This window comes from Bacillus sp. V33-4 (genome assembly GCF_002860225.1).
Classification (GTDB): Bacteria; Bacillota; Bacilli; order Bacillales; family Cytobacillaceae; genus Bacillus_BJ; species Bacillus_BJ canaveralius.
The window spans coordinates 41,917-62,259 of sequence record NZ_PGVC01000035.1; the positions used below are offsets into that span (position 1 = coordinate 41,917).

The following is a 20,343-nucleotide window of genomic DNA, read 5'->3' on the forward strand; positions in this document are numbered from 1 at the left end:
TCTATCTTTTATAATCCTAAACTAAACAGGCAGGCGATTTACCGCCATTCTGAGATTTTTTTGGCAAAAAGGCTGCAAACCATAAAAAGCAGGCAAAAAAACAGGGTACCCCTTAAGAGTATCCTGGCATGTTGCTCTCTTTTTATATCTTCTATTTGGCTAATTCATTTGGCAAAAATTTTAGAAATGAAACCAGTAAGCTCATACCTTCTCGTGTTTCCTTGCTTGTCATAGCCTTCATAAGCTGCATGGAAGTTAGCGGAGCTTTTCCAGCTCTGTCCTTTTTAGCTTCATCGAATGCTTTAAGCATGCCTTCGACTAAGTCAAGCGCTCCAAGCTGGATTAATGAGTCCGCGATTTCTACGCCGCTGACGGCTTTTTCAGCCATATCCGTTACCATAGACCCTGTCATGCCTTGTTTCATGCTTGCGGCTAAATCTGCCAGCTGCATCAAAGACTTTAACACACCGGATTCTTCAAGACGTTTGACTTCCATTAAAGTTCGTTCCAGGCTTGCACTCACTTCCGGAAGGATCTTTAAAAGAGAGATCGTTTCGGGTTGGAGAATATCATCGGCCATTTCAACCACTTTAACGCCTTTTTCGGCCATCGAAGACACCATTTCAGCGGTAATCCCCTTTAAAACTGCATCAGTGAAGCTTCTAAGCTGGTCTTGTTCAATTATTTGTGATTGAGGTGTTTCCAAAGCCATTGTACCCACCCCTTCTATAAAATTCCTTTAGCATTTAACCAGTAAAGCTCATTATAAACAGCTTTAAACCAGTGAAACAGGTCGGAAGTCGCTGCGGGCTTTGGAGGGTGATTGTAATCAAAAGTGATCATGCTTGCATCATCCAGGCTGTTTTCAAGGAAACAGGCAACCTTGCCGTTATATACGGCAGTTTCCGGGAGACCATTTAGACGGCTGATAATATTCGCCACAAGCGATTCTGACTGATAATGAGCAGTCGATCCTGCTTTGCTTACAGGCAGGTTGGTCGCATCTCCAATAACATAGATATCATCCCGTCCTATCATTTTCAAATTAGAGCGGCCTGTAGGAATAAATCCTGATTCATCACCGATTCCTGAATCGATAACTGCTTTTGCACCTGTATGAGCAGGAATGGCAATGAGCATATCATACTCATGTTCCTCGCCGTCCATCGTAATCGCGACTTTGCGCTTAGGGTCAACTTCTTCGAGGTTAAAGAAGGTTTCGTATTTGATGTCTCGCTTTTCAAACTCCGGCAGTGCCCATTCAGCGACCGGAGCAAGTGAGTGAATTCTTCCGATGGGATACGTGTACTTAATCTCAATGTCTTTGCGTTTTCCATGCTTGCGGAAATAATCATCCAGCATCAAGGCAAGCTCAAGCGGCGCAGCCGGACATTTGTGCGGAACATCAACGGTAATCATAATCCGTCCTTTTTCCATGGCAGCAAGATCATCACGCAAACGCTCCGCACCTTCAAGACTATAGAAATTATGTGCTCCTTCTTTCAGCCCCGGGACACTGTCGAAATCCAGATGTGATCCCGTTGCAATAACCAGATAATCATATGGGTATTGGATTTTTGCAGATGCTACCATTTTCTTTTCCGGCACGATTTTAATAATATCGTCAAATACCAAGTTTACATGCCTGTGTACAAGGGTTTCTTGCTTGCGGATAAAGTGTTCAGAAGGCTTTTCGTTAAAAGCGATAAACAAGTATCCCGGCTGGTAAATATGCCTTTCAGTATTTGAAATAAGCACAACTTCAGCTTCACCGTTTTTCACTCGCTCGCCAAGCTGCCTTGCAAGCTTGTTCGCAACCATTGTTCCTGCACTTCCGCCGCCAAGCACGACGATTCTGTTCTTCATTGATTACACCTCTTTATTTCGGTCTTCATGGTAAGATTTCATTTTGCTTTTCTGACCGCAATTCTGAATTCATCTCCATCATTTTTTCTGTATACGATTTCGTGGCCCATTTTGTTTACCCATTCAGGAATGTCTTTGGCTGATCCTTTATCAGTAGAAATAACTTCGATGACATCGCCAATGGCTCCTTTTTTAATTCCTTTTACAAGTTCCATTAACGGACCGGGGCAATATGCTCCTCTTGCATCAATTGATTTAGTTACGACCGCTTCACTCATGATCTTACCTCCACGTTAGTTAAATAAATTTTGCACGAGTGGAAAAAAAGAATCATCGGCCCTATTCTTTTTTCCCTCATCCGCGAATCACATAGTGATAACTTGTGCTCCCTGCGCCATTCCCAAAAACTTCGTTACACCGATAACATCATCAAAGATATCAACCATATCTTCTTTTTCCCAGCCCATAATATCCATTGCAAGCGCGCATCCATAAATATGGAGAACACCGTTTTCCTTGCCTCCCTTCAGCAATTCGTTAAACAAAGGAATCTTCTTCGCAAGCATTTCTTTTCCGATTGTGCCAGTTACAAAGTTTTCGTTTTCAAAGTTTTCCTTTTTAAAAGCCTTCAGTGCGTTCATCGTCACGAATACATTTACTGTCATTCCTGACATAGAAGCAACAGATCCTACTAATGAACCAGCATGCAGCTTTTCAAGATTTTCAGATAATAAAATAATCGCTAAAGATGGTACCTGCTGTTCCATAGCAATTTCCTCCCAGATAACTAAGTATTTTTCTTACACCGTTATTATACCCATACCCCTATATCTATGTCTGTTTCTATTGTGTGAACTTTTCGCATCTAAAAAGTGACAAAACAAGGCAGAGATAGGGTTAAACAGAAACAAATGACATGCAGCATTTCCCAACTATTTGAGCAGGAGAAAACAGAACCCCCCATTTCAAATCGAAAATTTGAAATGGGGGGTCTCTCATCAGGCCGAGACATGACAGCCACGTCTTTTATTTTAAACACTTATGATTTGCTGTTCGCTTTCAAAACTAACCATTTTTTTACCATTCAAATAGGACTTAATAATGTCGATCGCATGTACCCCTTTATAGGATTTAGCGTCTTCGGACTCTTTGAAAAGCTGCCGGCCTCCCCCGACGATTTTATACGTTTTGGTTAATTCCACTTCCTGGCCACCCTATTTGTAAGCTTTGAATTCGATTCCCTTCTGGATTGTAGGGTTTTAGCGTCATAAACAAACCGGATGAACGCAGAATGTACCCGCCCTTTTGCTTGAATGGATCTGCTGAAAACACCTGTTCCAAGTTTTTTTCGATTGCTTTTAATAAACGATGTCCGTCCATTTCCAACGTAAACATCTCAGGATTAGTTGGAATGATACTATGCAAATCATCCATGCTGATTGGACCGGGAGCAATCGGTGTACCGTACCTCCAGCCATGTGAAAAGGTAAGATCACAATCGTAGGAATGCAAATACGAATCTGTAATCAAACGATCCATAGGAGCTTCGTTTAATGTCATTCGATGGAGAATTGAATTTGTCCTGCCGACAATCTCGGCTTTACTTTTGATAGGGTTCAATAATGGTACTGATGATATCCGTCATTTCCTTATCTTCTTTAAAATGTTCTAAAACGGGAATGAGTTCATAGTTGTAATTAGCAATTTTTTATTGTCTACCGTTATATCCAGCCTCCCTATAAAAGAGGAGCTGGATCCAGCCTGTACGATCAGTGTTTCGTCCTGAAAAATCGGCTGAATCACCCTGTCATGGCTATGCCCGGATAAGATCACATGAATACCCTTTACTAAAGAGGCTAATTTTACGTCAAGCGGCAGCCCCATATGACTTAATATTATGACCAGATCAACATCTCCTCGGATCGTTTCTACAATCCGCTCTGTCTCCTTCACACCAATCGAAAACGAAAGCCCTTTTGAAAAAGTGTCGGGCATGGTTTGGTCTACAAAAGGATACGTCATTCCAATGATTCCAACTTTGACTCCCTGAAGTTCTTTGATTATATAGGGATATAAAAAGGGCTGGGCTGTGTTTTCATCTAAAACGTTAGATAATAGGGTTGGAAAAGGGAGGCTATCAACGAGGGATTTCAGTTGTTCTTTCCCGTAAGCGAAATCCCAGTTCCCCGGCACAAAGCCATCCACGTTCATCTTTTGTAAAGCTGGAAGCAGCGAAGTTCCTTGCGTTGTAACTAAGGGTAGAGTCCCGTGAAATAAATCGCCGCCATCAAAAAACAATACATTTGGCTTTTTACTTCATTTATATATTGGCTGATCCTTGAAAATCCCCCGACTTTTTTTTATACTGGACCGTCCGAACTCCAAAATAGCTCGTTATGTAACTCTAAGCTGCCATGGGTATCATTTTGTTGAATGATCGTGATTTCCTTCCTCATAATATGCCTCCTTAAAGCAATTTGCTTTATTTTACCCATTTTTGATTAGAGTAGGCCTTTACAAGTCTGTATATTTTTATTGTTGTTTGCTTTAACGTTTCTTTCCTCTAATGTTTATTCCAGCTTTCGAACTTGAATTCCACACTGCCTTCCCCCTATTTTCATAAAGTTCTTAAACAGAAAAGCCTAAAGAAAAGTGATGAAACCAAATAAAAAAGAACCAATCCACTTTCTGATTGGTCAATGATTAAATGTGTTATTAAAAATATTTCTAACTGCTAAAGTAACCATTAAAATCTGTTTCATAATATTTTTAGAATCAATATTATGACTCCTACCAGGAGCCAAACCAGAACCCCGGGTCATATTGGCGGAACTTTTTTCATTTTGGGTTCTGTCTTACTGATTCCTCAAGTTCTATTTCCACAGTTTTTTGAAGCTTGATTTTTCACATTAATCACCTTGTTTCCTTATAAAATTTAAAAGTGGACAAAAAGGTCTGCAGAAACGGCTTCATTTAAAACCCATTTAATGGGTACCTGGTCAGCTGGATAGAGAAAATCCCTTTTTTTTAGATATCTTTGATCTCAAACTCGAGCACCATCAAGATCGAAAAAAATGGTCACTTCATTTTGTTGATCTGCCATTTGTAGAGCTTCCTTTAATACAAAGGGGACATTTGAACTTAATGATGCAAAATAGATTAATCGCTTGCCAGCCAAATTGACACCCTTCTTTCTAGATCTATAAGCTACACCCTTACATTCACACTTACCCGAAACTTATAATATATCCATCCAAATCTTAATCGCTGTCCCTAAAATTAATAAAGCTAAAATAACTTGTAATACTTTTGTATTTACCTTTTTCCCGGCCACAGCCCCAAGCGGTGAAGCGATTAAGCTCGCCACTACCATAATTAATGCTGGCAGGAATTCCACTTGTCCTGTTGTAATCTTCCCAACCGTTGCACCTATTGAGGAAATAAAGGTAATCGCTAAAGAGGATGCAATCGTCATTCTCGTTGGAATCTTTAAAACGACCAGCATAATAGGCACTAATAAAAACGCACCTGCTGCTCCTACAATACCAGCTCCAATACCTACGATTAGTGAAAGTGATGCAGCAAGCCATTTATTAAATTTCACCTGATCAAGAGGAATATCGTCAATGCCTTTTTTAGGGATAAACATCATGACAGCTGCAATTAAAGCCAAAATGCCATAAACTAAATTGATTCCACCCTCTGTCATTATCTTTGAACCAAATCCACCTGCAAAACTGCCCATTAAAATACTAACACCCATGTAACCGATTAATGTTTTATTTAAATATCCGCCTTTTCGATATGCCCAAACTCCGCCTATCGTCGCAAAAAACACTTGAACTGCGCTTATTCCGGAAACTTCGTGGGCACTAAATGCTGCTAAGCCAAATAATGGCGGAATATAAAGAAGCATCGGATATTTGATAATCGAACCGCCAATTCCTACCATTCCTGAAACATAAGAACCTATAAATCCAATTAAGAAGATGGTGATAATGAATGAAAATTCCATCGTCTTTCCTCCCTTTAAGAAAAGGGAACCTGAATGGTTCCCTCTTATTTTACCCTTTTTTAAGCCAAAACTTAAAGACGTCATTGTCTTCTTCGTGTTTTATAAGTTCATGTCCACCCGATTTTGCCCAAGCAGTGAGGTCATTTTTGGCACCTTTGTCCGTTGCATGAATTTCCAAAATTTGACCAACCTCAAGCTCATTCATTGCTTTTTTTGTTTTGACAATCGGCATTGGACATGCTAATCCTTTTGCATCCAATACTTTTGTTACTTTCACAATTAAAATCCTCCTATTATTTTGATTTATCGAACCGCACAGCGATTTGGCCCGATTTCCATTTCACGCTGTTTTTCTTCTTCAAGGTTTATTTTCCCCATATTAGTTTCGCGAATTTCTTGATATGCATTTGGCTGTGGCGGTAAATTTTCTGTTACTAATTTCCTAAATTCATTTTCATCTTCAATGTTTAGCCCATGATTTTGTGCAAACAACGTACCCAGCTTTTCAGAAACACTACCATCTTCATTCAATTCATCAATGATCATAAAATGGGCTGGAAGAACAATTAGTTCTTCGGATAATTCTTTGTAGCGTTTATAAAGTGTTTCTCTTAGATCGCCCACCCAATCTTCTGCCAAACCAGCAAGGTCTGGTCTTCCAATCGAGTCGATGAAAAGGATATCCCCAGAAAGCAAGAATTTTTCATCAACTACAAAAGACGTTGATCCAATCGTGTGACCTGGAGAATACAAAGCATGAATATTAATGGTTGTGTTCCCAACTGTCACATCATTACCACCTTCCAATGGCTGGTAATCAAACGTTACTTCTGTTGCATCCTTCGGTGGCAGCCAGTAAGTTGCGTTTGTTTTTTCAGCAATCTGCCGTCCCCCGGAAATGTGATCTGCATGAAGGTGTGTATCAAATACATGTGTTATATTTACATCCATGCTTTCCGCAAATTGTAGATAGATGTCGGTCATACGTGTAGAATCGATAATTGCAGCCTCACCGTTTGAAACAACCATATAAGATAGGCATCCTTTACCGATGCGCACAAACTGATAGATTTCGCCTCCATCTTTTAAATCTCCCACTTTAACAGGTTCCAAATGTTCGCTCCAAGCTTTCATTCCACCTTTTAGGTAAGAAACTGTTAAACCTTTTTCAGAAAGCATATCAGCTATTAAAATGGATGAACCTTCCTTGGCACATACGACCAAAATTTCTTTATCAGTCGGAATTTTTTCGATAATTCCTTCTACACCATCAAGCAATTCAAAATATGGAATATTTAAATGGGTAAAGTTTTCTCCTTCAATTTTCCAATCTTCAAATTCAGTTTCATTACGTACATCAAAAATAAATAATTCTTCTTTATTAAATACTTTTTTTGTTAATTCCTTCGATGTCATTTCATTAACAGGCATCTTCTTTACCCCCTGTGGTATAATTTATTATAAAAAAATATGGCTATTTAAAATGTCAGTGTTACATCGGCATCTTTAGCAAACTCCAAAAAGGTTACAGCCCCACCTACTTCAATTCCATCAACAAAAGAGTCTTTCTCCAATCCCATAACATCCATTGTCATCTGACAACCGATGAATGTGACGCCCATTTCTTGCGCCATTGCGACCATTTCAGGAATAGCCGGGACATTTGTTTTTGCAAAACCTTCTGCAAAGTGTTCTTTTCCTTCAGGCATCGGAAGTTGTTTGTGCGCTTCTTTATGAATTAAGTTCAACCCTTCAAATGTGAAGAAAATGGCTACTTCCTGGTCGGTTGCAGCAGCTGCTGTCGCGATATTAAACACCTTATATGCATCAAATAATCCGCCATTACTTGCAATAATTGCTACTTTTTTATTCATCATTATTCCTCCTCGTTTTTCAAAGTCATCATTATGTTATTTGGATCAAAACCTACGATCCATTTTCCGTTTACCTCAGTCTGTGGTACTCCCATTTGTCCAGTGGTTTTGACAAGTTGCAGCATGATTTTAGGATTTGTTTCAACATTCACTTCTTTAAATGGAACGTTTTGGTCTGATAAAAAGTTCTTTAACATTACACAATATGGACATCTTGTTGTTGTATAAACTGTTATTGAATTCATTTCTGCAAAAGCCTCCTCTTAGCCATTTATACTGGTAGATTGTCCAGTCCAACCGCTCATTCCCGGTACTACATTAATCACTTTATTAAATCCTTTTTCTGCTAACTTTTGTGCGGCAAAATCGCTGCGGTTTCCTGTACGGCATACAACATAGATTTCATCCTCTTTGTTTAATTCATCAAGACGGTCTTCCAATTCACCCAAAGGAATAGATATTGCATTTGGGATATGATTAAAGGCATATTCGGCTGATTCCCGTACATCAAGAACAACAATGTTTTCATTTGCTTGCAGCTTCTTTTCAAGTTCTTCATTATTGGCCACATTTGGATGTTTTCGTTCGATGGTTTCTTCACCAGATGCTTTTCTTAAATAATGCTTTAAAACTTCTCCTTCTTCAACTGTACCAATATATTGATGTCCTGAACTTTGAGCCCATGCTTTAATGTCAGCTTTTGAACCTTTATCAGTTGCTTGAACTTCTAATACTTGGCCTGCCTCCAGTTCATTCATAGCCTTCTTTGTTTTAACAATTGGCATCGGGCATGCTAACCCTTTTGCATCTAAAACAAGGTTTGTTTTTAATGATTCCATAATAACCTCCTGTTTTTTACCATGGTGGGTATATACTTAATTAAAAAATCACTCTATATTGCCTTCCCAGGCAAGCATTCCGCCTGTCATATTAATCACATTATATCCATAACTTTCAAGGAACTGTGAAGCACGGCCGCTTCTCGCCCCTGAACGGCAAACCAAAATATATTCTTTTGTTTTGTCTAATTCATGGATGCGAAATTCCAATAAACCAAGTGGAATATTAATCGCTCCAGGAATTTTCCCTGATTTCACCTCATCCACTTCACGGACATCAATTAAGTTCAAAGAATTGCCCTCTTTTAATAAATTTTCTACTTCTTTTACAGTTAATTGTTTCATGTTGTTCACTCCTTATCTCCAAGCACTTACGCCGCCTTTAACATTGGTCACTCTTGTGAATCCTGATTTTTTTAAGATCTTACTTGCCTTTTGGCTCCTCATTCCACTTTGGCAAATAACTACTACTTCTTTATCTTTGGAAAGCCCCTCCGTTTTTTGTGAAAGTTGATGTAGAGGGATATTTTTAAATCCTGGGATATGATTCCCCTTGAACTCTTCAGGTGTTCGGACATCAACGAACTGCTTATTCTTGTCTTGCATTTCGCTTTTTAAATCAGCTGTTGTTATTTGTCTAACACCTTTTGCAGGTACAAACCGTTGTATGATAAAGAGAATAACTAATGATAAAAGCAATATATTAATAAACTCCAAGTTACTTCCTCCTTTTTTATGCAGGAGTGCGTACCCCTGCGGTTAGATAAACAGATTTACATTGCCTTCTTCAGCATCCGCTAAATAAGCTGCCACACCTGCATACTCAATACTATCCAATAGCTCTTCTTGCTTCAGGCCTAAAAGATCCATCGTCATCGTACAGGCAACAAGCTTAACATCTTGTTCTTGTGCCATTTCAATTAGCTGCGGAAGCGGCATCGCATTGTGTTTTTTGATAACGTCTTTAATCATTTTCGGACCTATTCCAGCAAAATTCATCTTAGAAAGTCCCATTTTATCGGCACCTCTAGGCATCATTTTCGCAAACATCTTTTCCATAAAGTTTTTCTTAACTGTGTTGGGTTCATCTTTTCTCAGAGCGTTTAAACCCCAAAAGGTATGAAATATCGTTACTTCGTGATCATATGCAGCAGCACCGTTTGCAATAATATAAGCTGCCATTGCTTTATCATAATCCCCGCTGAATAATACAATCGTTGTTTTTTTCTTTTCTGCCATGTTAATCCTCCCTGTTGTTTTATGAGGGTAAATTTTTATTTTTACCATTACCCCTATGGGTATAATGATATTAAAAATAAAAAAGGGTGTCAACCCTTTTTATTGTTTATCGACTCTTGACGAGTAGGTTTACTGCCTCTTTTACTAATTCTTCTGTATTTTTATCTCCCTCTTCATTTGCATTTCGTACACACTCAACTAGATTTGAACTAACGACTACACCTATTGTTCGATCAATTGCAGTTCTAGCTGCCGATAGCTGAGTAATAACATCCTTGCAATCATTATTTTCTTCCATCATTCTTAAAATCCCTCTTAACTGCCCTTCAATACGTTTTACTCTATTTTTCATTTGTTCATTGTAATCCATTTTCCCCCACCTTCCTGATACGCAGTTTTTATGGTAATTGTATTTCCTTTAAGTTTATTTTGCAATTATCTGTAACAGTATATCCAACAACCCGAATACCTTTTCTGCGCAAAAACCGGATGCCCATATTTTTTTCAAGTTGGTCTGACGCAACTACATGGATGCTGCTATTTTGGATTTCCGTGTAATGTCTTTTCAAATAAGCGACCGGAATATTGATTGATCCCAGGATAGGGTTCTTATAAGCTACATTATAATCCCTTAAATCAACAATATTAATAATTTCCAAATCATGATTAAACCAATAAATATTGCGCACTCCGGATACTGGTATATACCTTTTATAAATATTTACAATCATAACACCCAATATAATTAAAACAAGAAATGTCATCAGAACCTCCTCGTTACAAAGTTGAGAAAATAGTTTTACAAGATTTAATTTTATACCCGTTAGGGTATATTGTCAATGACAAACTTCCAATTTAAATAGAGAAGGCGGATGTATGAATTACAAACATACATCCGCCTTTACACCTTATATACTTTTATCGATACAGCTAATCAATCGATTTTCAATGTCTTTTGCAAGTTGTTTCAGTTTATCATCATTCAGCATGCTTATAAGTGCTGTTGGTTTTGGCATCCCTATTTTAGTTTGATGCTTATCTTCATAAACAACTAGCTTACAGGGCAAAAAGTATCCCGCCATCCCATTTTCATTTAATACTTTTTGTGCTTCATGTGGATTACATACTTCTAATACTTTAAACTCTTTTTGGAACTCAAGCCCTTTTTCTTCGAGCTTTTCTTTAATATCAAACATCCATAGAATGCCAAATTTTTCTTCTTTTAAATTTTCCTCTAAACTTTTAATGGCGTCATCGATACTTTTATTGGTTTCAACAGTATAATCAAACATATTATTCTCCTCTCATTTTTATTTCATATCAATTACTAAAGCATAGATTGCCTTATTTAATGAGATCGCAGTAGATTTAAGTCCATTCTCCAGAAAAAATTGCTCCATATCTTTTGACTCCTTGCCACTATAAATTTCCCGAAAATTTAATAATCATTTTCTAAATTATTATAATTGTAAACATACTTTAGATGAAGTGTCCAACAGTATCATTCACTTATTTTTAAAGAAGTATCCTACATTGAATTGAAATCTCAAGTCATTAAGAGCATGTGAAAACCTACTTTATGGTATGAACATCTTATATTTGCAAGTTAATCCAAAGTCTGTATCATCATTTTCTAATCTGAGGTATACGGGTATCCGTATAAAATTGTTTTAAGGAGCGTAATATATATGAGTAAAAAAATCTTAATTGTTGGTGGAGTTGCTGGAGGCGCTTCAGCCGCAGCAAGAATGCGCAGATTAGACGAAAATTCAACAATTATTCTATTTGAAAGAGGAGAACATATTTCTTTTGCAAACTGCGGGTTGCCCTACTACATTGGCGAGACCATAAAAAACAGAGAAGAGCTTTTGGTTCAAACTGTTGAAGGAATGAGTAAAAAATTCAATTTAGATATTCGAAATTTAAGTGAAGTTACGAAAATTAATCGTAATGAGAAAACGGTATTGGTAAAAAATCTAAAAACAAATGAAACATTTGAAGAGAGTTATGATGTGTTAATCCTATCGCCCGGGGCAAAACCAATTGTTCCTCCCATTACTGGACTTAATGATGCAGATAATGTTTTTACCCTTCGTAATATCCCGGATACTGATAAAATCAAGGCCTATATCGACCATGAGAATCCAACAGAAGCAGTCGTTGTAGGCGGTGGATTCATAGGGCTGGAGATGGCAGAGAATCTGGTTGACCGTGGTGTGCATGTGACACTTGTTGAAATGGCAAACCAGGTGATGGCACCGCTGGATTATGAAATGGCCACGATTGTCCAAAACCATCTTATCGAAAAAGGAGTAAATTTGATTTTGGAAGATGGTGTTCAGTCGTTTGAAAATCAGGGAAGAACTGTAATTTTATCGAGCGGAAAAAAGATCAACACAGAGCTCATTATTTTGTCAATCGGTGTTAAACCAGAAAATACACTCGCAGCGGGTGCAGGTCTTACGATTGGTGAACGCGGTGGAATCAAAGTTAATGAATATCTTCAAACGAATGACGCAAATATTTATGCAATTGGTGATGCCATTGAAGTAACCGATTATATAAGTGGAATTCCTGCGATGATCCCGCTCGCCGGACCTGCCAATAAACAGGGGAGAATTGTTGCTAATAACATCTATGGAAAGAAGGAAAAATACCGCGGTACATTAGGAACTTCTATTGCAAAAGTTTTTGATTTAACAGTTGCTGCGACAGGAAATAATGAAAAGGTGTTAAAACGATTAGGGATTGATTTCAAAGTGGTTCATATTCATCCTGGTTCCCATGCCGGTTATTATCCTGGAGCTTTTCCAATAGCCTTAAAGCTGATATTCGATCAAAATTCCGGGAAAATTTACGGAGCCCAAGCTGTAGGAAAGGACGGTGTCGACAAACGGATTGATGTAATTGCAACCGCCATTAAAGGTGGATTAACTGTATTGGACCTTGCTGAACTTGAACTCGCCTATGCACCACCATTTTCATCTGCTAAAGACCCTGTTAATATGGCAGGCTACGTTGCCAACAATATACTAGTAGACGGTATTGAAACAGTTCAATGGAATGAAATTGATCAAATCGTTGATAATGGCGGCTTGTTAATTGACGTTCGTGAACCGATTGAAAGAGAATGGGGTTATATAAAAGGTTCAATAAATATTCCTCTTGGAGAAATTCGTACTCGTATACATGAACTTCCGAAAGAAGAAACTATTTATGTCTCATGCCAAGTCGGTCTAAGAGGTTACCTGGCATCAAGAATTTTAGTATCCAATGGATATAAAGTGAAAAATTTGGATGGAGGCTGGAAAACCTACTCCTTAGTTATTAACAGCTAAAACTGCCTAAGTGGTCTAAAAGAAATTATTAATCTATTGTAACTACTCAGGTCGATTGTAGACAACAGTAATAAGCCAAGCGACACTGATAATATTATTTAAGGAAATCTAATAGATTGCGTATTAATGAGCTTACCCCAAAAAACCTAATCCTTATTAATATGGTAAGGATTAGGTTTTGTAGATTTTTGTTTTCCTTTAGATTATATTTTTAACAACTTGGCATTTATCGCGACAATCACAGTGCTCAACGACATTAAAACGGCTCCAACAGCAGGACTCAATACAATTCCGAAGTTGTAAAGAACACCTGCAGCAAGTGGGATAGCAATCATATTGTAACCTGCTGCCCACCATAAATTCTGGATCATTTTCCGATCGGTTACTCTTGATTAATGGATCAGGCTCACCGATCTTCAGGGTTGCTTTTAACAAGAATAACATGCGTTGTTTAAATGGCAATATCTGTACCGGTTCCAATCGCGATTCGTCTACCTTTACAAGCAAGGATCATAATAACCCTTTCATGTGTTACCTTTATTTCTTGTAAGGAGTTAATACCAGCTTCCTGACAATCGTCCCCATCAATTGTTCATTCTCTTCCATTTTCAATCCGGCAAGTTTAATATTGTCCAGCGTTTCCCGATTTATGTTGGCTCCCCATAATCTTACTGTTATAGGATTCAACAAATCCATTGCAAGTCCTGCCACAATATTTTTACTTCTCATATGCTCGAGCATATAAACGTGCCCGTTTGGTTTGCACACTCTTCTTAACTCTTTAAGGCCCTGGACAGGATCAGGAACCGAACAAAACACACAGGTCGACACGATCGAATCAAAGGTATTGTCAGGAAAAGGTAACTCCTGAATGTCCGCTTCAGTTAATTTAACAGGATAATTAAAATCCGCATTTTCCAGCTTGGCATCAGCATGTTTGAGCATACCCTTACTAAAGTCAACGCCTGTCAGAGAAATAATATCTGCAGGATAATAGGCCAGGTTTGCCCCAATTCCTATCCCTGCCTCAAGCACTTTTCCCGAGACTTGTGACAACAAATCCTGTCTCCATTGTTCTTTGATCATCCGATCCATTATTTCATAAATTCCCGATATCCGGTTATAGCGCTTTTTGATTTTTTCATTTATATTAGATTTCAAAATAGCACTCCTCGTTCACATGTGATGTTTTAGACCGATATTGCTCGGGTCCTATGCCAAAATAATTGAAGAAAACCCAAGTAAAATTGTAATGACGCCAATGATTACTTTTAGTTTACTTCTCAATAAAATAAAGTCACGGCTTAACGTCTGTAAAAGTTTTTTATTGGCGAGTACTAACGCTAAAATGACGACGGGCAATATAAAGCCGATATTATAAACGAATAAAAGCGGGTACTTCACCACAAATGGTTTCGATTGAATGATTAATAATATCGCCATATAGACAGCTCCTCCGCATGGAACGCTGCAGAGACCGATCACAATTCCACTCAGAAAGCTGCCAAACTTAGTGGCTGGTTCACTGTATTTCTTATAGAGTGGATGTAAAATAGCCGGCATTTTAATGAGCGCTTTTGCATGGGAGAAAAACGAATCGCGAATCATCAAAACTCCAAGAACAACGACGACAAGTCCGGCGATTTGCACCAATAAAGTTGTTTGTATTGATTTTAACCGGAATAACTCCAGTATGCCAATTCCAAGCAGAAAATATATTAGAAAAATTCCAAGCGCATAAAAGAATGCATAGCTTAAAATATTTTTCTGTTGCTTTTCAATATCAAGGCTACTTCCCACTTCCTGGCCAAAACGATTTAATAAAAAGCCTGACCATAGCAATAGAGTACTGAAGGCGCAAGGATTAAATCCATCCAATATTCCCGCCAAAAACATTAATCCTATCAGGATCATGATACTCGATGTTGCTTCCACACTTGTAGTTAAGGCACTCTGTTTAAACACAAAAGAAATAAAAAACAACATAAAAAAAGTAAACAAACCAATCACAGTAGAGTATAAAGGTAATTTCATGATTTACTCCTCAAGTCAGGTAACAATTATTTTTCCTTGCATCGAAGGGTTTTCCCGACCTCCACAGCATATATCACAATAAAATTCATATTCGCCGGCTTTATCAAACTTCAATGTAACGGTCTTCGATGTTTCGGGCGCAAGTTTATAATCGAAATTTAATTCGTCGCTGGCAAACTGATGCCATCCGCCACCGTCTGAGTGAGCAGAATTATCCGGATTCACTAATTGAAGCGTGATTTCCTCTCCTAGCTTCGCACGAATGATCGAAGGATTGAACCCAGCCATAGAAATCTCCATCCGGGTACCACTTTCTTTGTCTTCACTTCCAACACCGTCAGCAATATTCAAGCCAATAGGAATAATCGCTGCAATGATGATTGCAGTAAAAATCATTCCTAATGTAAACGTCTTAATTGTCCCTTTTTGCATGAGCTACATCTCCAACCTGTTAATTTAGCTTTTCAAGTGGAATAATTATTAATCACACTACCTGGGCTAAACGATTTCTTTTCACTTTACCCCGATTTTGCATTCCGATATATCACACTACATCATATCGTAGGAAAGAAACCTTAATGGTGACTGAGAACAATCTTAGAAGAAGATAAGAATCCTTTGATCTATTAAACCGTTAATATCAGCCAGCCTCTTCTTTTTTACTTTTCTAAATATCTGGTATGGCTTGTCACAAAAGGGCATATCATATAGCAAGTATAAGGGGGCGTCAATCATATGAGCTGGTTTTATTACTTTGTCCTGGCCACGCTTTCTTTGGTGACAATTTCAACAGTCATCATGGCCTTTCACTTTAAAAGCAGAATAAGAGGTATGGCAGGAATGGCGATATCAATGACGACAGGAATGAATGTCGGATTAACAGGAGGAGTTTTATTTGGTTCACTTTTTCAAGGGAATCTTTACTTTTCTACTATCCTCTCCATTCTTACTGGCATTCTTGCTGGGGCGGCTTCAGGTTTTGCTCTCGGGGTTCTGCCTTTACTCGAAGGGTTTATGTCGGGATTAATGGGCGGGATGATGGGTGCTATGCTGGGAGAAATGATTACTCAAAATCAATCAATATTTATGATAAATATTTTTCTTACTCTGTCAGTTAGTTGCTTGCTATTGTTTCAAATCTTGCAAAAACCTTTAGGAAAAGAACCGCATAATCTTGATAAAAAATGGCTTCTTAAACCGATCTTAACTTTCCTCTTTCTTACTGCTTACCTAATTTTCGGCAACCAGCTTGATAAAGAGTGGACTCCGGCAAATTTAAACCACAACAACCATCAGTTGATGGAGCAAAACTAACAGCCAGTATTAACTGTGAATGTTCACCATCAGGGCCATTCAGTTTGCTAATTGTTAGTTAAAAGTCCCCTGTTAAGAAGCTCAGGGGACTACTTTCCTTAAAGTTTTTTATCCGCTAATCTGTTCATTCATGCTGATCTCCACCTCTCCATTTATGAAAGAATTCGTTTTTCTCCTTCAATTTCTTGAATCGGTCTAATGTTTTGTGTGAATTCAATGGTGCCAGTATATTCTCCATTCTCATCCCGGACCGCGAAATAACGGATATATACGTATTTGTCATGGAGCTTTATCCAGAAATCTTCACTGTCTTTATTTCCTGCTTTGAAATCTTCTAAAAGCTGTTCTACAATATGGACACTTTTAGGGGGATGACAGTTTTGGACTGTTCTGCCGATGACCGCTTTTGTCCGGGCAAAAATACGTTCCTTCCCGTGAGAGAAATAGCGTACTACATCATCTTTATCGATAAAGGTAATGTCTACCGGTAAATGGTTCAACATCAAATCTAATTGCTTTAGCGATAGAAATCCTGTTTCTAATCGGACAAACCCTTCCGATAATTCTACTTCTGGCAAAGCTTTCCTTTCTGGTTGCCACTTGCCCGCCGGAGCTGTTAAGCAATATCCGATTTCATCGCTTTCATAAGCAATTTTGATCCATTCATCTTCTGCTAATGTTTCCAGTGCCATCGGGAATAAAATATTTTCCTCCTTAAAAATCATCTCCTTTACTTCACGCATCACGTAATTTATAACGTCAACAACAGCTAATCTATCTCCTTGATATTTGATCAATTTTTGTTTGGCGTCTTTAATAGCTTCGCGAATACAGTCATCTATTCCCCACATTACCTGGGTTGGACCATAAATACCGTACTTTTCTAGATAAGGGAAAAGCAAATTCTCTTTCCTGCTGTAATGTTTATCAATATCCAACAAGAGATTTAAGTCTTCGATTAATTTAAAGACATGTTTATCGTTGTCTTCTCGTTCAAAACGTTCGAGGTGTAGCTTAATTTTAAAATTGACAAGCAAATCAATTTCTTTATTTTCAAGCTTAAATGTATGGACAGGGTGGCCCGGCTGGAATTCAGGATGATCCGGACGATGAATTTCATCAATCGACCCTTTGAAAATCGCCGTATGCACAGAACACAAACGCTGGACTTCTTCTACGGGAATACCTTCTTCCTCCATTAAGGATTGCTCCATTTGCGAAATTTCCGCAACAGTGATATTCCCGACAGCTTCTTCAAATTGAGCTTTAACTTCTTCGACACTTGCTCCATGATGCAAGGCTTTAATGATTTCTTTCAAAATCTCATGCCGTTCCGATTTATCCTTATGCAGTTGTTCACGGTTATTGATCATTTCACTCATATATATTCTCCCTTTTCTTTTTGATAGATTTACCGCACAAACAAAAAATCAGGATCTTTAAAGATTGAATTGACCGTTGTTTTCCTTATGTCTCTTTCCAGTTGCGTTTAGCAGCTTGGGGAAAAACCTGGGTACTTTCTTCATATACTCCATGTATTCGTTTCCGAAGGTGTCGATCATGGCCTTTTCTTCTTTCATTGCCAGTCTTGTATACATAATCATTAAAATTGGAGCCATGATTAATGTGATGATTGTTGGCCACTGGACAAGAAATCCGATGATTGTTAACATAAAACCGCTATATTGTGGATGGCGTACAAACCGATAAATACCATTTTTTATCAAATCACCGTTTCCGGAATGTATCCCTCTCCAACCAATAGTGATAATGATGAGCCCCGCGAAAATGAGGATATTGCTCAATGGATGTAGAATATTAAACAGAATCGGTGAGCCTCCGGCTAGTGCTACCCATAAATGTCCATTCGAATGAGAGAATGGGTCGAATACAGGGTAGTTTCTGCCAAAAATCGAAGTTAGAATATAAATCGTTAGCGGAAAACCGAACATTTCACTAAACAAAGCCACAATAAATGCTGTAAACGCCCCGAAAGTCCTCCAGTCCCTTTTTGTTGCAGGTTTAAATGCAGAGTAGGTAAATAAACCAAAGATAACTACATTGAATATGACAGCAAGCCATAAGCCATAGGCGTTTTGTTCCACACCATGCATAATATTCTCCTCCTTTAAAAACAATTAAATTAAAAGACTTAAATTTATCCGGTAAAGAGCATCAAGTCTCTGCTTATAGAATCTGGATCACCCCCCGTAAACAGTTTTGGTGATGCTTAAAATGAGGCAACGACAGCCAATGGCTGGTGTTCATATGGTGTAAATATTTACAATTTAATAGTAAGTCAATAACATAAGAAGAACTGAATCTAGCCTAAGTAGAATATAAATAAAAATCGATCAAAAAAATCGCACCAAAAGATGCGATCGGGATATTTAGTTTAAGGGATTCTCCACTATAATCTTGCTATATCTAAATAATTAGTTGTCAAATTTATTTATTCTTCCTGAAACAGTGCAGTAGACAGGTATCTTTCCCCGGTATCCGGCAAGATAACAACCATTGTTTTTCCCTTCAATTCTGGACGACATGCAGCCACGGCGGCGGCATGAAGCGCGGCTCCTGACGAGATGCCGACCAGTATTCCTTCTTCTCTAGCAATCAATCGTGATGCGCCAAAAGCATCTTCATTTGGAACCTGAATCACTTCATCATAAACACGTGTATTGAGAACAACTGGTATAAATCCCGCTCCAATACCCTGTATTTTGTGCGTTCCTGGCTTCCCTTCCGATAAAACCGGCGAAGATGCGGGTTCGACCGCAATGGAATAGAAGGAAGGTTTTCTAGCTTTCAATACTTCGGAAATTCCGGTAATAGTTCCCCCGGTTCCAATCCCGCTGATCAGGATATCCACTTCACCGTTAGTATCCTCCCATATTTCCTCAGCAGTCGTGGTTCGGTGTATCTCCGGATTCGCCCCATTTTTAAATTGTTGCGGCATAAATGCTCCGAGAGTCTGATTTACCAATTGTTCCGCTGTTTCGATAGCTCCTTTCATGCCGTTGGCCCCTTCAGTTAATACCAATTCCGCACCCAAGGCTTTGAGCAAGTTTCGGCGCTCTATGCTCATTGTTTCAGGCATGACAAGCTTGCATCGGTATCCTTTCGCGGCACAAACGAAAGCGAGCGCGATGCCGGTATTTCCGCTGGTTGGTTCGATAATGATTGTCTTTAGTAATCAAGCCTTGTTTTTCCGCAGCATCAATCATGGCAATTCCGATTCGGTCCTTTACGCTGCCAAGCGGATTAAAATATTCCAGTTTGCCGAGAACTTCGACACCTGTTAGGTTGCTGATCTTATTCAATCGAATTAATGGGGTACGGCCTATCAATTCCGTGATATTTTGGGCGATTTTGAGTCGTTCCGATATCTTTGCCATGTTTTGTTCCTCCCCGACTATAGATGGGGTATGTCAATTGTTATCCTATTTGATTATCATGAGAATACACTTAAAGAAAACTGAAAATCAGATAAGAAAATCCTGTAGCTTTATTTAATTGTGCAAATTAAATTATATTTGAGGCATAGCTGTAGAAAAGTAAGAAGGTTGGTATTTATCAAACCAGCCTTCTTATACTTAAGCTTTATCTAACTAGGAAATAAACTACAACAGCCACACCTGCCAGAACCCAAAGCCAGCTTCCTCCCATGCCGTGTCCACCTCTTCCATATGGTCGACGATGATTTCTGTCACTGTGATGGGAATTGTGATTTTTATGGCCACCATGACATCCCATTTCTATTCAGTATGAGTAAAATGTTTGTAGGAGAATTATTTCCCTTCTCATCCAGATAATGGCGTAGC

26 protein-coding genes and 2 pseudogenes are annotated in these 20,343 nt (G+C 38.5%); 2 read left to right on the forward strand and 26 right to left on the reverse strand.

All coding sequences use genetic code 11. The annotated features are described in order from the left end of the window. Window positions 1-151: 151 nt before the first annotated feature. The 19 genes from CVD23_RS13685 to CVD23_RS13770 form a co-directional block, all read right to left on the reverse strand. Window positions 152-712, reverse strand: a complete 561-nt coding sequence (locus CVD23_RS13685) for a hypothetical protein (RefSeq protein ID WP_101666320.1) — start codon at window positions 710-712, stop codon at window positions 152-154. A 14-nt stretch (window positions 713-726) separates the two neighbouring features. Further along, window positions 727-1,866, reverse strand: a complete 1,140-nt coding sequence (locus CVD23_RS13690; protein ID WP_101666321.1) for an NAD(P)/FAD-dependent oxidoreductase — start codon at window positions 1,864-1,866, stop codon at window positions 727-729. 38 nt (window positions 1,867-1,904) lie between these two features. Beyond that, on the reverse strand, window positions 1,905-2,144 hold the full coding sequence (locus tag CVD23_RS13695; RefSeq protein WP_101666322.1) for a sulfurtransferase TusA family protein: 240 nt from the start codon (window positions 2,142-2,144) through the stop codon (window positions 1,905-1,907). An 87-nt stretch (window positions 2,145-2,231) separates the two neighbouring features. After that, window positions 2,232-2,633 carry a DsrE/DsrF/DrsH-like family protein gene (locus CVD23_RS13700; protein WP_101666323.1) on the reverse strand — a complete coding sequence of 134 codons (402 nt, stop codon included), beginning with the start codon at window positions 2,631-2,633 and terminating at the stop codon, window positions 2,232-2,234. A gap of 264 nt (window positions 2,634-2,897) precedes the next feature. After that, window positions 2,898-3,068: a hypothetical protein gene (locus CVD23_RS22540; protein WP_257988458.1), complete on the reverse strand. Its 171-nt coding sequence runs from the start codon at window positions 3,066-3,068 to the stop codon at window positions 2,898-2,900. Next, a complete protein-coding gene (locus CVD23_RS22545) occupies window positions 3,046-3,486 on the reverse strand; it encodes a 5'-nucleotidase C-terminal domain-containing protein (RefSeq protein ID WP_257988459.1) in 441 nt (146 codons plus the stop codon). The genes CVD23_RS22540 and CVD23_RS22545 overlap by 23 nt, the downstream gene beginning before the upstream one ends. 48 nt (window positions 3,487-3,534) lie before the next feature. Continuing rightward, window positions 3,535-4,164: a hypothetical protein gene (locus CVD23_RS22550; protein WP_374702641.1), complete on the reverse strand. Its 630-nt coding sequence runs from the start codon at window positions 4,162-4,164 to the stop codon at window positions 3,535-3,537. 940 nt (window positions 4,165-5,104) lie between these two features. Beyond that, window positions 5,105-5,881, reverse strand: a complete 777-nt coding sequence (locus CVD23_RS13715; RefSeq protein WP_101666324.1) for a sulfite exporter TauE/SafE family protein — start codon at window positions 5,879-5,881, stop codon at window positions 5,105-5,107. Between the two features lie 49 nt (window positions 5,882-5,930). Further along, window positions 5,931-6,158, reverse strand: a complete 228-nt coding sequence (locus CVD23_RS13720; RefSeq protein ID WP_101666325.1) for a sulfurtransferase TusA family protein — start codon at window positions 6,156-6,158, stop codon at window positions 5,931-5,933. A gap of 26 nt (window positions 6,159-6,184) precedes the next feature. Beyond that, a complete protein-coding gene (locus CVD23_RS13725; RefSeq protein ID WP_101666326.1) occupies window positions 6,185-7,312 on the reverse strand; it encodes an MBL fold metallo-hydrolase in 1,128 nt (375 codons plus the stop codon). 47 nt (window positions 7,313-7,359) lie between these two features. Then, window positions 7,360-7,755 (reverse strand): DsrE/DsrF/DrsH-like family protein, encoded by a 396-nt coding sequence (locus tag CVD23_RS13730; RefSeq protein ID WP_101666327.1) that lies wholly within the window; start codon window positions 7,753-7,755, stop codon window positions 7,360-7,362. A gap of 2 nt (window positions 7,756-7,757) precedes the next feature. Next, window positions 7,758-8,000, reverse strand: coding sequence for a glutaredoxin family protein (locus CVD23_RS13735; protein ID WP_101666328.1), 243 nt, complete (start codon window positions 7,998-8,000; stop codon window positions 7,758-7,760). Between the two features lie 18 nt (window positions 8,001-8,018). Continuing rightward, on the reverse strand, window positions 8,019-8,594 hold the full coding sequence (locus CVD23_RS13740) for a sulfurtransferase TusA family protein (RefSeq protein ID WP_101666329.1): 576 nt from the start codon (window positions 8,592-8,594) through the stop codon (window positions 8,019-8,021). A 48-nt stretch (window positions 8,595-8,642) separates the two neighbouring features. Further along, window positions 8,643-8,939 carry a rhodanese-like domain-containing protein gene (locus tag CVD23_RS13745; protein WP_101666330.1) on the reverse strand — a complete coding sequence of 99 codons (297 nt, stop codon included), beginning with the start codon at window positions 8,937-8,939 and terminating at the stop codon, window positions 8,643-8,645. Between the two features lie 12 nt (window positions 8,940-8,951). Beyond that, window positions 8,952-9,311, reverse strand: coding sequence for a rhodanese-like domain-containing protein (locus CVD23_RS13750; RefSeq protein WP_101666331.1), 360 nt, complete (start codon window positions 9,309-9,311; stop codon window positions 8,952-8,954). 42 nt (window positions 9,312-9,353) lie between these two features. Then, window positions 9,354-9,833 carry a DsrE/DsrF/DrsH-like family protein gene (locus tag CVD23_RS13755; protein WP_101666332.1) on the reverse strand — a complete coding sequence of 160 codons (480 nt, stop codon included), beginning with the start codon at window positions 9,831-9,833 and terminating at the stop codon, window positions 9,354-9,356. A gap of 106 nt (window positions 9,834-9,939) precedes the next feature. Then, window positions 9,940-10,203 carry a metal-sensitive transcriptional regulator gene (locus CVD23_RS13760; RefSeq protein ID WP_101666333.1) on the reverse strand — a complete coding sequence of 88 codons (264 nt, stop codon included), beginning with the start codon at window positions 10,201-10,203 and terminating at the stop codon, window positions 9,940-9,942. A 28-nt stretch (window positions 10,204-10,231) separates the two neighbouring features. Next, entirely contained in the window at window positions 10,232-10,597 is a 366-nt protein-coding gene (locus CVD23_RS13765) for a hypothetical protein (RefSeq protein WP_101666334.1), read from the reverse strand. Window positions 10,598-10,741: 144 nt separating this feature from the next. Continuing rightward, window positions 10,742-11,125: a DUF302 domain-containing protein gene (locus CVD23_RS13770; RefSeq protein WP_101666335.1), complete on the reverse strand. Its 384-nt coding sequence runs from the start codon at window positions 11,123-11,125 to the stop codon at window positions 10,742-10,744. Window positions 11,126-11,521: 396 nt separating this feature from the next. Between CVD23_RS13770 and cdr the strand changes: the two genes are divergently transcribed. After that, the gene (gene cdr / locus CVD23_RS13775) at window positions 11,522-13,171 is read left to right on the forward strand and encodes a CoA-disulfide reductase (protein ID WP_101666336.1); all 1,650 of its coding nucleotides are present in this window, start codon (window positions 11,522-11,524) and stop codon (window positions 13,169-13,171) included. A gap of 203 nt (window positions 13,172-13,374) precedes the next feature. On the opposite strand, the pseudogene CVD23_RS13780 reads toward cdr, so the two are convergent. The 4 genes and pseudogenes from CVD23_RS13780 to CVD23_RS13795 all read right to left on the reverse strand — a co-directional run. Beyond that, window positions 13,375-13,658 (reverse strand): annotated as a pseudogene (locus tag CVD23_RS13780) (heavy metal translocating P-type ATPase); the annotation flags it as partial. A 50-nt stretch (window positions 13,659-13,708) separates the two neighbouring features. Then, window positions 13,709-14,332, reverse strand: coding sequence for a class I SAM-dependent methyltransferase (locus CVD23_RS13785; protein ID WP_101666337.1), 624 nt, complete (start codon window positions 14,330-14,332; stop codon window positions 13,709-13,711). A gap of 51 nt (window positions 14,333-14,383) precedes the next feature. Beyond that, a complete protein-coding gene (locus tag CVD23_RS13790) occupies window positions 14,384-15,205 on the reverse strand; it encodes a cytochrome c biogenesis CcdA family protein (protein WP_101666338.1) in 822 nt (273 codons plus the stop codon). Window positions 15,206-15,220: 15 nt separating this feature from the next. Further along, window positions 15,221-15,637 carry a cupredoxin domain-containing protein gene (locus tag CVD23_RS13795; RefSeq protein ID WP_101666339.1) on the reverse strand — a complete coding sequence of 139 codons (417 nt, stop codon included), beginning with the start codon at window positions 15,635-15,637 and terminating at the stop codon, window positions 15,221-15,223. Between the two features lie 303 nt (window positions 15,638-15,940). Between CVD23_RS13795 and CVD23_RS13800 the strand changes: the two genes are divergently transcribed. After that, window positions 15,941-16,519 carry a hypothetical protein gene (locus CVD23_RS13800; RefSeq protein ID WP_101666340.1) on the forward strand — a complete coding sequence of 193 codons (579 nt, stop codon included), beginning with the start codon at window positions 15,941-15,943 and terminating at the stop codon, window positions 16,517-16,519. 152 nt (window positions 16,520-16,671) lie between these two features. Here CVD23_RS13800 and CVD23_RS13805 read toward each other — a convergent pair whose 3' ends face one another. From CVD23_RS13805 to cysK, 3 genes and pseudogenes are all read right to left on the reverse strand, one after another. Then, window positions 16,672-17,901: a DUF438 domain-containing protein gene (locus CVD23_RS13805; protein ID WP_101666341.1), complete on the reverse strand. Its 1,230-nt coding sequence runs from the start codon at window positions 17,899-17,901 to the stop codon at window positions 16,672-16,674. Between the two features lie 57 nt (window positions 17,902-17,958). Continuing rightward, complete coding sequence (locus CVD23_RS13810; RefSeq protein WP_101666342.1) at window positions 17,959-18,633, reverse strand: methyltransferase family protein; 675 nt, start codon at window positions 18,631-18,633, stop codon at window positions 17,959-17,961. Window positions 18,634-18,971: 338 nt separating this feature from the next. Beyond that, a pseudogene (cysK, locus tag CVD23_RS13815) lies at window positions 18,972-19,917 on the reverse strand (cysteine synthase A). Window positions 19,918-20,343 lie beyond the last annotated feature (426 nt).